Origin of the sequence: Pseudomonas sp. 18.1.10, assembly GCF_024655625.1 — a bacterium.
In the GTDB taxonomy this organism is placed as follows: domain Bacteria; phylum Pseudomonadota; class Gammaproteobacteria; order Pseudomonadales; family Pseudomonadaceae; genus Aquipseudomonas.
Genome location: NZ_JANLGL010000169.1, coordinates 1 through 12144, shown reverse-complemented (window position 1 = coordinate 12144; position 12144 = coordinate 1). Strand labels below are relative to the sequence as shown.

Genomic DNA, 12144 nt, shown 5'->3' with positions numbered 1-12144 from the left:
AGTTACAGATGTGTCGACTGACACACCGCATTCGCGAGCAAGCCCGCTCCCACATGGGGACCCGGTTCCTTCAGTTAGCTACTCAGGAACCTTTGTTGCCTTTTTCATGCGCCGGGTCGTAGACCTTGGTCAGGTCACCCCCCAGGCGGAACGTCTTGAACGGCTGCATGCCGTGCTTGCGCTCGAGCACATCCGGGGCGCAGGTGTAGAGGTTGCAGAAGGGTTCAAGCCAGGCATATTTCATGTCTTCCTTGAGGTCCTTCATGTCCTGTTCCTTGCCGTTCTTCTGCTCGAAGATGTCCGGGTCTTTAACCCCGGCCAGCACTTTTTCACCCAGGCGTTTGAGCGCGCTGTTGTTTTCCTGGCGCAGGTCGACACCGTTGACCAAGGCAAAACTGGCGATCATCGACAGCGGCGGCAGGGCGTAGTTGTGGTACGACAGGGCGCGTTGCTGGCGCTTCAATTCATTCGGCAAGAAGCCCTGGTCATCGACCTGGTTCACGCCGACCTTGTATTCCTTCACCGCCCAATCAAACAGGTCGCGACGGTTGGTGGCGATGGACGTGGCCATCACCGACCACGCCGCCCAGTAGGAGTGGTTGTTGGTTTTTTCCAGCGGCAGGTTGTCCCAGTCGCTGACCACTTGATCGGCGAGTTTGTTGAACCACGCCTCGATCAACTGCGATTCCTGCTGGTGGTTGGCCAGCGGGTGCGAGTCGGAAAACTTCAAGCGCACATAGGCCGACGCCATGCTGCCCAGTGCCCATTTGCGCATGGACTTGCCGGTGTGGTTGAAGTCCTTGGACATCAACGCATCCGCCTTGGCCCAGCTGGTGAGCCAGTTGAGCGTGCATTCCAGCTGCTCCGGGCGCCCGTCGCGCATGAACTGCATCACGCGTTTGCTGGTGTCTTTTTCCAGCTTGGTGATGTCGGCGGTGCTGTCGCGGAAGGCTTTTTCCGATTGCACGTTCAGGGTGGAACGGGCCTTGTCCGAGCCTTCGTACTTGCTGCGAAATTGCAGCGAGCCGGTGTACGGCGCCGGCATGGCGTCGCAGTCATTCTTGAAGTCGCCGGTCTTGAACGCTTCCACCGGGGCGAAATAACCCTGGGGCGGACGCAGTGGCGCGGCGGCGTTGGCTGCGCCGGCGAACATCGCCAGGCCCAGCAACGTGGGGATCAATAACTTCTGCATAGGTAACCTCATTGCCCGGCTGAGGCGGTCTGTTGACCACCGGCAGGGAATACGTTGCGTGTGCAAATTTTCGCTTCAACCTTCTGCGCGCCCTTTTCGGGGCCCTGCACTTCCACGGCCAGCAGGTTCTGCGCGGCCCAGTCTTCATCGGTGCGCAGTTCGAAGGCGAAACGCCCGTCTGTATCGGATGTCTCGGGTTTCTCGATCTTGATGTCCTCGTGGCGCCCGTTCATGTACCAGAGGGTGGCTTGCAGGGTTTTCACCGAGGGGTCGGCGAAGCGGATATCAACCTGGTGATTGGCGTTACGCAGGTCTTTGTTCGAACTGTTGACCATCAATTCGTTCTTGCCCGGCTTCAACGACGTGCTGGCGCTCATCTGTGCCGGCTTGCCTTCGCAGCCGTTGTCGAGCAGCGACATCATCTGGCGGTAGATGGTCTCCTGGTCCAGGCGGTACAGCGGCGAGAATTCCCAGATGAGGATTTTCGGCGGGCTCTTCTGGAATTCATCGCTGCCCAGGTACTGGATCATCGAGCCTTCCAGGCCACCGCCGGGGAAGGCGACGTTGAGAATATCGGCACCGATTTCCTGTTCCAGGAAGCCAGCAAAGTTGTAGTTCTTGCCGCTGTGGCTGGTGCCCACCAGGGTGATCTGCGGGTTGCCCGAATCGCCGAACAGGTCGCCGTCGCCCGCTTCGCCCTTGGGCTCGGTGGTGAACTGGTCCATGTACTGGATCGCGTAGCTGGTGCCACACAGTTGCCCGGCCATGTTGTGCAGGGTGCCGGTCTTGCCCATGCGCCCGGAGCGCGTGGTTTCGAATTCGCGCTTGGGAATATCGGCGAATTCCGGCATGGCCCGTACTTTCGCGCCGACGATTTTCGCCGTGCGCTGCGCGCCGTACGGCGTCCAGTGTTGGTCGCCACGGAAGTAGAAATCGTGGGCCGGCAGTTCATCCGGCAGTTGCTCGTTGGTCAACGGCGACAGGTCCGGCACCACGTAGCCCATCTTGGCGAAACGGCCGAGCATGGTCTTGTAGTTGCCCAGGGCCTTGTCGAAATCGAACTTGGCTTTCTCTTCAGGGTTGAGCTTGTTGCGGTTCACCAGACCACGGGTCGGCTGGTAGACCACCACCAGTTCCACGCCCTTGGCCTTGAACGCATCGTGCAGTTGCTGCATGCGTTTGTAGCCGGCGGGGGTGGTGTCGAATTCGGTGCGCAAATCTTCCTGGGTCCGGAACAGCCAGTCGCCCTGGGCTTGCACCAGGGTGGTGAAGTTCTGCTGGTAGCGCGTGGTGTAGTTCTTCGCGTCGTGGGCTGCCGGGCACAGGCTGCAGCACGGTTCGGCAGTGAAGGTCGGCGCTTGTACTTCGTCGGCGCGCACGCCTTGGCTGGCCGCGAGCAGGCCGAGGGTCAGACCCGAGAGGCTCAGCAGTTTGATCATGTGTGGGTGCATAAGGGTCATCCTCAGTCCTGCATTTCGGTCTGGCGTTCGACAGGGTCGATCAGCACGGCTTTCTGCTGGCGCACCAGCAGGTCGAGAATCTCTTCCTGGCGATCACCCAGCACACCGTTGAAGCTGATGCCGCTGGATTTGGTCGGCGCCAGCATCGATACGCGGTACAACTCCACGCTCAACGGCGAGTCGATGGACAGCGGCCCGCTGCCGTTGCCGGCGAGTTCGCCGCCGACCACGATCAGCGAGACTTTCGCGTCAAACGGGTCGAGGGCGATGTCGCGGTCGGTGTCGGTCAAATCCTTGATGTGGCCGTAGAGGCCGGTCAGGCCGTTGGCCATCGAGGTGTTTTCGTACAGCTTGATGTTCACGCTGTTGCGCACGCGGATGCCGTGGCGACGGTTGGCGATCACCTTGTTGCCCCACAGCAGGTTGTCGCCGCTCTCATAGAGGGTGATGCCGTCGGTGTGGTTGCGGTAGAACTCGTTGTCGGCCACGAAGTTGTTGACGCTGTTACGGTCCAGCACCAGGCCCGAGAGCTTGTTGTCGTAGCTGCGGTTGTTGAAGATGAAGCTGTCGTTCACTTCCCGGGAAATGATGATGCCGTGCTTCTTCTTCGTCCCGTAGACCGTGTTGTCGGCGATTATCAGGCCGTGGGAACGGTCGTGGGGGTCGATACCGTAGACGATGTTGTCTTTGTAGGTGTTGCCCTTGATGACAAAGCCTTCGGTCTCGTAGCAGTAGAAGCCGTACCACATGTCCGAGAATTCGGAATCGATGATCCAGCCCGTCGGCTCGGAACGCTTGAGCACCTTGGCCATGTTCGGCGTGTACTGGGAAATACTCACGCCGTAGGACTTGCTGTTGGCGTAGCCAAAGCTGGCCATCTCCGTCTTGGAGATATAGGTCTCGGTGCCGCCCCAGGCCAGCAGGAACGGGCGGAATTCCTTCGGCGACTTGAACAGCGCCGGGCCGTTGGCCTTCTCGCTCCAGCCGGTGACCTTCGTATCACGCACAAACAGTTGGCCGTCGTTAATCAGGAACGAACCGGCTTCCTGGGACAGGCGCAACTCCTGGGTCTTGCCGTCGATGTCGAGGATGCCCTTGCGCCCGACCACAATCGGCAGTTTGGCGAGGAACACACCGGGCGAGGTCTCGCTGAAGTACTGCTTGGGCACCTTGCCGAGCAAGTCCTTGAGGTTCATGTAGCCGTCGTCGACAAAGATCGCCTGGGGAATGCCGTGTTGGCGCACCACCCATTCGGCCATCTTGTTGTCACCGCCGATAAAGTCCTTGAGGGCGTCTTCCTGCATCATGCGGCGGATGCTGGCCTTGCCCTGTTTAGTGCGCACGATCTTCTTTTCCATCGCCGCCGCGGTGTAGCCCGACAGGTCAGGCAAGGCTGGCTTGGCCATTTCCAGCGGCGCCGTCGGCGGGCTGGAAATGGTGTAGGTCTTGGCCTGTTGCAGCCCTTTGGCGATGGTCGGCGCCTTGACCGGCTGCGTGGTGTCGGCGAAGGCGCTGGCGTTGGCCATCAGCATCGCAGCGACCAGCAACGTATGAGGTTTCATCGCGCAGGCTCCCATCAGAATTTCCACACAACGTCGACAAACGCACGGTGCATGTACGAGTCGACCTTGCTGCCGTAGGCGTCGCCCGGCTTGAACACGCCGGCGCGGAAACGCACCAGGGCCGAAGGCTCGTCAATGGACTGGCTCAGGGCGGCTGGCAGCAAGCCTTTCTTGAAGTACTTGGTGACCACCAGGTCCATTTCCTGGCCCAGGTCTTTCTTGCCATCGGCCAATGGCAGCGAGGTGCTCGATACGATGTCGCCGGCAGCGTTGGTGGTGTTGTCCAGCGCCGCGATACCGCTGCTGCTGACCGGCTTGTTGCCGTCTACGCGCCAGAACTTGTGGTACACCAGGCTGGCGTCGTAGTCCTCGCGCAGCTGCCACGAACCGAACAGGCTCATGGACTGCATGTTGTTCATCTCGCCGCGAAACGCTTCGCCGAAGCGATGCACGCGGGACTGGGTGCCAGTCCAGTTCGAACGGTTGCTTTGCAGGCCGTTCTGCTCGTAGTCGGCGCTGGCGCGGGCATAGGCCGCACCCACTTGCCACTGCGGGTCGAGGCGCAGGCGCACGCCGATGTCGGTAGCCCAGCCACTGAGGTCGTCGCTGTTCTTGGCTTGCGCCGGACGTTCGCCGTCGGCGGTCAGGGCGTTGACCTTGTCACGATCACCGCGCATGCCGGTGATGCTGGCCCAATAGTTGACGGTGTTGGTGTTGCGCCAGTTATAGGCGTCGCTGTTGGCTTCTATGCCGAGCCAGGTCAGGTCGCCGTTCTCGCGCTTGTCCAGCGAGTCGGTGGCCACGCCCGGTTGCGGGTAGTCGAGCTTGCCGTTGTCGTGGGTGTGGTGACCGCGCAGGCCGATCCACTGGCCCGGCGTCCACTGGTAGGCGGCGTCGGCGTAGAGGTGCTGGCGGTCTTTGTCGACCGGGGACAGTTCCTTCAAATCGGTGCGGTATTCGCTGAAGCGTTCGGCGACGCCCACGTTGGCTTTCAGCAACGTGGTGTCGAAGGTCCAGTTCAGCGCTTCGATATTGGTATCGCGCCACTGGCCGTCGTCATTGCGCAGGCGTTGGCGACCGAGCTTGAGGATCTCGCCAGGGTAGGGCGTGAAGCCGCTGTAGCCGACCCAGAACTCGCGCATGGCGAGGTAGTTTTTCTTGGCCTTGCGGTCGTTGTTGGTGGTCTGCTGGTTTTGATCGTCGGCGGACGCTTGCAGGGTGTCGGTTTCGATGATGTCGCTGGACACCACCGCCTGACCCATTGCATAGGCGCTCCACGCGCCGCTTTCACCGTAGATCCATGGGCGCACATCCAGGCCGATGCCGTTGACGTCGCCGCCTTTTTGCGTGCCCAGGTCGCGGTCGTCTTCGGATTGGGCGGTCGCTTTGACTTCCAGGCCGAAGTTCTTCGCTTCGGTCAGCGCCGCCAGGGTCGGGCACGACCACAGCAGGGCGAAGGTCAGGCCAATACCGGCCTTGACGAATGGGTTGAGCTTCATAGGGATTCCTCGCCGTCGTCTTCTTCCAGGGCGTGCAGCTGCAACGTGCTCTGGGCCAGGGTGCCGCGGGTGGCCAGTTCTTGTTGCACCAGGCGTTGGCCCTGGGCGCGTTGCTCCGCTGTCAGCGGGGCTTCAAGTTGCGTGGCCAGGTCGTTGGCTTCCGGGGTGTCCTGGGCTTTGGCCAACTGGCTGAAGACATAGGCGTTCAATGGGTCGGGCTTGGTGCCCTTGCCTTGGGAAAACAATTGGGCGATGGCGAAGTCGGCGCTGTTCTGGCCGTTGCGCGCAGCGGTCAGCAGGTGGTCCAGGGCCTTTTGCGAGTAGACCTGGCCGAGGTAGCCGCGGCGGTAGATCTGGCCGAGGTAGTAATCGGCGGCGACTTCCTTGCCCTGGGCTTTCTGGAAGTGCGCTTCGGCGGCCTTGGCGTCGGCCGGCACCCACTTGCCTTCGTAGTAGAGCTTGCCCAGCAACAGCTCGGCGCGTGGTTGGTCGGCGGCGCGGCCGTTGTCCAGGTACTTCATCATCTGGTCCACGTCGCCCAGTTCGGGGAAGTCGTAGAGCAGTTGCGCCAGGCTGACCCAGGACGCCGGGTAGCCGGGGGCGATTTTTTCCAGCAGGGCCTGGGCGGTTTTTTCGTCCGGGGTGCCGAGGCTGGCATCGCCGAGTACACGGGCGACGCTGTCGACACGCTGGGCGGTGACGGTGCCACGGCTGTAACCGGCTTCCAGTTGCTTGAGCAGCTCGGCCTGTTTCTCGGGTGCGGCTTGTTTCTGGTAGACCGTGGCCAGCTCGACGTAGCAGATGTCGGTGCTGTTCAGCGCGGCTTTGCAGATGCGCTCAACATCGTCCAGATGCTGGTCGTAGGTGCCTTGGGTGCGATACAGCAGCACTTGCGCCAGACCGGCTTCCGGGTAACCCGAGGCTTGCCATTTACTGATCTGCTGCTGGGCGTTTACGTTCGGGAAACTATGCGGGTATTGCAGATAGAGCATCGCCAGCGGGATCAGGGTGTTGCCTTCGCCATGGGCAAAGGCTTTTTTCAGCAGGCCTTCGGCTTCGTGGTGTTCGGCTTCGGTGCTGCCGGGCTTGGCCACCAGCAGGCGACCGAGACGGGCCTGGGCGCGCGGCGAAGTATCGGCGGCTGCGCGGTAGGTGGCTTCGGCCTGTTTGATCTGCGCCGGGTCGCGGGTGCCCACCTGGATATCAGCCAGGCCGACTTGGGCCTCGCTGTAGCCCAGGTCGGCCAGTTGTTGGTAGTTCTGCTGGGCGGTGACGGTGTCGCCGCGTTTCAGGGCTTCGTTGGCTAAACGCTGGTCTGGCAAACCGGCACATCCGGCGAGACTGACCGCAAGTGCCAATGTGCATAAAGATCCCATGTGGGAGCGGGCTTGCTCGCGAAGGGGCCCTGTCAACTGATGCATGTGTTGGCTGACACACTGCTTTCGCGAGCAAGCCCGCTCCCACAGGGACCGCGGTGTTTTTGAGAGAGTCATCACAGGCATGTCCTCTGCTTACAGACCGTTGGCCATGGCTTTGTCGATCAGCCAGTTCAGCGACGGACCACGGTCGCTGGTCACTTCCACCGGGCGCCCGGCGTAGGTGCTGTCCAGCGGCGCATCAGGCTTGATCTGCACGCGGATGTCGGAGGACAGGTCGGCGCTGTTCAGGCTGGTGCTGCTGACGATGGTGCCGGTGCGGGTCTGTTCTTCGTCGGCGACCTGGAAACTCACCTGGGTGCCCGGGCGCACGTCGGCGAACTGGCGATAGGTGAAGCGCGCTTCCACATTGGCCTGGCTGCCACGCGGCACCAGTTGGAAGATCACGTCGCCTTTGTTGGCGTATTGGCCGTCGGCGACCATTTGCTGGGCGACCACGCAATCGCAAGGCGAGGTCAGGGTGCCGGTCATTTGCTTGCCGAACAGTTCTTCAACCTTGGCCGGTTGCAGCTGGTCTTCGTCCAGGTGGCCCTTGAGCACATCCAGCATGCTGGTGCTGAAGGTCGCCAGCGGCGCGCCTTTGGCAGCAATCCCGTCACCTTTGAGCAGGCTTTGCACAGTGCCGTCGCGGGGCATGGTCACGTTCATGCCGGGCACGCTGACCAGGCCGGCCTGGGCGTGGCTGACGAAGTACATGCCGTACACCGACTTGAAGACGAACCCGAACGCGGCGAGGCCGACGATAAAGATGCCCGCGCTGAATACCACGGCACGCAGGCGACCGAAGGCGGTCATGCCGCTGCCGCTGTCCTTGACCTTGCGCGCCTTGGTGAAGTTGTCGCGTTGCAGGGTCGCCAGCACCTCGCCCATCGACACAATGTCGCCGGACAAGTGCGAAGTAATCAGGTGGCGCAGGGTGGAAATATCCTGCTGTTCCAGGTTCTGGAACTGGCAACCGGTGCGGCCACTCTGGCGGTCGTGGGAGCGGATCTGCAGCTCCACGTCCATCGCCAGGCCAAGGTTATCGATCACGAATTGCAGGCGGCCCTTGTGCACTTCGCCGACGTTCAGCGGCTGGGTGGCGGTGAACGCCAGGCCGCCGGCGGACAGGTCGATCACCCGCGCTTCGGTGGGTTTGCCGTCATTGCCGAAGAAGCGCAGCTTGGCCGGGATTTTGACCCGCGCATGTTGGCGCTGGGCTTCGGATTCGTGGACAACGTTGACGTTTGCTTGGCTATTCATGGTGTGTAGTTCCTAGTTAATTCAGGCTTGGCTGGGTCAGACCATCATCAGCAACACGGCGACGAAAATGCTGCCGGCGGAGAAGGTCATGGTCCGAGACGACCAGGTGTTGAACCAACGTTGAAAGCTGGCCAAATCGCGGGTCAGTTTGGTGTCCTGGCGGGTCCAGGATTGTTGATCGAGGCGGAAGAACACGTAGATCTTCACCAGTGCGCCCATGATCTGGTTGTAATAGAGAATCACCGGGTACGCCGGGCCGATCTTGTGGCCGGAGCACGACAGCAACAGGGTGAGGATCAGGCGGGTGATGCCGATCCACAGCAGGTACGCGAGGATGAAGGCGCCGCCGTACTTGAAGGTAGCGATGATCGCCACGGTCAGGCCGAGCAGGGAGGTCCACATCGACACGCGCTGGTCGAACAAGACCACGCTGGTGAACAGGCCCAGGCGACGTACACCCAGGCCGAGGGCGCGGGAGTTCTGGCGCAGATTGTTGCCGTACCAGCGGAACATCAGCTTGCGGCTGGCCTTGATAAAGCTCTTTTCCGGCGGGTGTTCCACGGTGTTGATCGCGGCGTCGGGCACGTAGAAGGTGTCGTAACCGAGGCGCATCAGGCTGAACCAGCTGGACTTGTCGTCGCCGGTGAGGAACTTGAAGCGGCCCAGGCGCCAGTGTTGCAGCGAGTCGCTTTCGACGTCGGCGATGAAGTCCGGGTCGGTGACCACGCTGGCGCGGAATACCGACATGCGCCCGGTCATGGTCAGCACGCGCTTGGACAGGGCCATGGAGCACATGTTGATGTGGCGCTGGGCGAAGCGCAGCTTGTGCCATTCGCTCATGATGTAGCCGCCGCGTACTTCGCAGAATTCGTTGGTGGTCAGGCCGCCGACATTGCCGAACAGTTGGAACCACGGCACGGTCTTGCGCACCACGCCTTCGGCGAGCACGGTGTCGCCATCGATCACGGCCACCACGGCGCGGTCATCCGGCAAGTGGCGGGAGATCGCACGGAAGCCGAAGGCCAGGCCGTCGCGCTTGCCGGTGCCGGCGATGCGCACGAAGTCGAGCTTCACATGCTCGGGCGGGTTCATGCGTTCCCAGAGGCTTTTCACCAGCAGCTCATCGGACATTTCCACCAGCGAGCAGACCACGGTGGTGGGGAAGCCGCATTCGATGGCTTCGCGGATCACCGAGCTGTAGACCTGCGCGGTGGTCAGCGCATCGATACGGAAACTGGTGACCATCAGGAACACATGGGACGGGTCGGCGGCCTTGCCCAGCTTGCGCACTTTGCGGCGCAGGTGCGGGTAGACCACGTACAGGAACAGCATGCCGCGAAAGAAATGCGTAGCACCCATCGAGTAGCGCCAGATGCCGACGGCGCCAATCAGGAAAATAAAATTCTTCGACTCCGAGTCGAATGTACTCGCCGGCAACAGCAGGGCGAGTCCCATCAGCAGGCTGAGAAAGAACAGCCAGCCGGCAGATTGCAGCAATACATGTTTTAACGTGGACATAAGCGTCATCCGAAGGTGATGAAGGCTCCAGGCGGCGCGCGCTGGGGATGGAAACGCGCGCCGCCGGGAACTTGCCGTTGCTGTTACCAGCAAATGCCTTCGGTACGGCCGGTGGTGCAGGTGGCCTTGGACATGAAGCCCACCAGGTCGATCACTTGCTTGCCGTGCGGGGCGTTCTGCGCCAGGGCGCGGAATTTCTCGTCACGGTTGCCAAGGATGATCACGTCGGAGTTGTTGATGACATCATCGAAGTCCGAGTTGAGCAGGGACGACACATGGGGGATCTTGCCTTCGATGTAGTCCTTGTTCGCGCCGTGGACACGGGCGTACTCGACGTTGCTGTCGTAGATGCTCAGGTCGAAACCCTTGCCGATCAGCATTTCGGCCAGCTCGACCAGCGGGCTTTCACGCAGGTCATCGGTGCCGGCCTTGAAGCTCAGGCCCAGCAGGGCGACTTTGCGCTTGTCGTGGCTGTTGACGATGTCAAAGGCGTTTTGCACCTGGGACTCGTTGCTGCGCATCAGCGAGTTGAGCAGCGGCGCTTCCACGTCCAGGGAGCTGGCGCGGTAGGTGAGGGCACGCACGTCTTTGGGCAGGCACGAACCGCCGAAGGCGAAGCCTGGGCGCATGTAGTACTGGGACAGGTTGAGGGTCTTGTCCTGGCACACCACTTCCATCACTTCACGGCCATCGACGCCGACGGCCTTGGCGATGTTGCCGATCTCGTTGGCGAAGGTGACCTTGGTGGCGTGCCACACGTTGCAGGTGTACTTGATCATTTCGGCGACGGCGATGTCCTTGCGGATGATCGGCGCGTCGAGTTCTTCGTACAGCGACTGCAGGACATCGCCGGAGGCTTTGTCGAATTCGCCGATGACGGTCATCGGTGGCAGGTCGTAGTCGGCGATGGCGGTGGATTCACGCAGGAATTCCGGGTTGACCGCGACGCCGAAGTCGACGCCGGCTTTCTTGCCGGAGCAGTCTTCGAGGATCGGGATCACCACGTTGGCTACGGTGCCGGGCAGCACGGTGCTGCGCACCACGACGGTGTGGCGGGTGGATTTGTCACGCAGGACAAAACCGATCTCGCGGCACACGGCTTCGATGTAGTCGAGTTCCAGGTCGCCGTTTTTCTTGCTCGGCGTACCGACGCAGATCATCGACAGGTCGGTATCGCGAATGGCGTCGGCGAAGTTGGTGGTGCCACGCAGTCGGCCGGTTGCAATACCCTGGCTCAACAGTTCACCCAGACCTGGTTCAACGATCGGCGATTTGCCTGCATTGATTAGGTCGATCTTGTCCTTGGAGATGTCTACCCCGACCACTTCGTGGCCACGGGCAGACAGGCAACCGGCACACACTGCGCCAACGTAACCGAGACCAAATATGCTGATGCGCATCGCATTTACCTCTTTAATATTCATGCCAATAATTGGCCGGAGTTCATGTTTGCAAGCGTCACTGATGCCGCGAAAGTTCGGCGAATAGACGCCGACTTACCGCGTACAGGCATGTTGAATAACGAGTGACTAACTATTGCACTCAAGTTGTGCGCAACTTGGCCTTGTTATTGGGGCTTGCCCTCAAATGCAGCCGGCCTTCCTGGGGGAAGGGCCCGGCGCCAGTGCCGCAGGGTCTTGATAGAGGCGTTAAGCCCTTGAATATCAACACCTTGGGTGTCATCACTGACACATTTGGGTAAGCGCTGCCTTGGCCTATAGGGGTTAGCAATGAATCCTTATCGCTGCCCTCAACTCACTATCAGTTGATGATGTGACCCATGAGTCAAAGTTGCTGGGGCAACTTTGCTACTTCCTTGGGTCGCCGTGTAAGTTATCTCCTACAGAAACAGAGAATTTCGTTACCGGTGGTATGAGCCGCCCATTTTGACGAAGTTCCAGCCCGCTCATCCTGTTTCCAGAAATTTCTTGAAATATTAGAAAAGATGGCACTGGTACTATATTGATAGCACTTGCTATTTGGGCCAGTAGTTATGGGGAGTTGGTGCGAGGGGATAGTTTTGTGCCACTACTGATTTAAAAAAGTGGTGCCACTACGAAAAAAAATGACGAATGTCGAGTGAAAGAATTGTTAGGAGTACGTCAAAATGTTTTTTGACGTCAAATAAATGGCGATCCGGAAGCTGAAATGCGATCACAACTGTGGGAGCGGGCTTGCTCGCGAATGCGGTGGATCAGATAAGAATCTATCGACTGACACCCCGCATTCGCGAGC

At 60.6% G+C, this 12144-nt stretch carries 8 protein-coding genes; all 8 read right to left on the bottom strand.

The window, feature by feature from the left end; translation table 11 throughout:
• Window positions 1-82: 82 nt before the first annotated feature.
• Complete coding sequence (locus tag NUV89_RS22590) at window positions 83-1192, bottom strand: mannuronate-specific alginate lyase (RefSeq protein WP_257783055.1); 1110 nt, start codon at window positions 1190-1192, stop codon at window positions 83-85.
• A gap of 8 nt (window positions 1193-1200) precedes the next feature.
• Window positions 1201-2643 carry an alginate O-acetyltransferase gene (locus NUV89_RS22585; RefSeq protein ID WP_257783054.1) on the bottom strand — a complete coding sequence of 481 codons (1443 nt, stop codon included), beginning with the start codon at window positions 2641-2643 and terminating at the stop codon, window positions 1201-1203.
• Window positions 2644-2654: 11 nt separating this feature from the next.
• Window positions 2655-4229, bottom strand: coding sequence for a mannuronan 5-epimerase AlgG (gene algG / locus NUV89_RS22580; protein WP_257783053.1), 1575 nt, complete (start codon window positions 4227-4229; stop codon window positions 2655-2657).
• Entirely contained in the window at window positions 4229-5713 is a 1485-nt protein-coding gene (locus NUV89_RS22575; RefSeq protein WP_257783052.1) for an alginate export family protein, read from the bottom strand. Before NUV89_RS22575 ends, algG begins: the two co-directional genes overlap by 1 nt.
• Window positions 5710-7134 carry an alginate biosynthesis TPR repeat lipoprotein AlgK gene (gene algK, locus NUV89_RS22570; protein WP_374684538.1) on the bottom strand — a complete coding sequence of 475 codons (1425 nt, stop codon included), beginning with the start codon at window positions 7132-7134 and terminating at the stop codon, window positions 5710-5712. The genes NUV89_RS22575 and algK overlap by 4 nt, the downstream gene beginning before the upstream one ends.
• A 90-nt stretch (window positions 7135-7224) precedes the next feature.
• Window positions 7225-8391, bottom strand: coding sequence for an alginate biosynthesis protein Alg44 (locus tag NUV89_RS22565; protein ID WP_257783050.1), 1167 nt, complete (start codon window positions 8389-8391; stop codon window positions 7225-7227).
• A 36-nt stretch (window positions 8392-8427) separates the two neighbouring features.
• Entirely contained in the window at window positions 8428-9918 is a 1491-nt protein-coding gene (gene alg8, locus NUV89_RS22560) for a mannuronan synthase (protein WP_257783049.1), read from the bottom strand.
• Window positions 9919-9992: 74 nt separating this feature from the next.
• Window positions 9993-11309, bottom strand: coding sequence for a nucleotide sugar dehydrogenase (locus NUV89_RS22555; protein ID WP_124527395.1), 1317 nt, complete (start codon window positions 11307-11309; stop codon window positions 9993-9995).
• Between the last annotated feature and the right edge of the window lie 835 nt (window positions 11310-12144).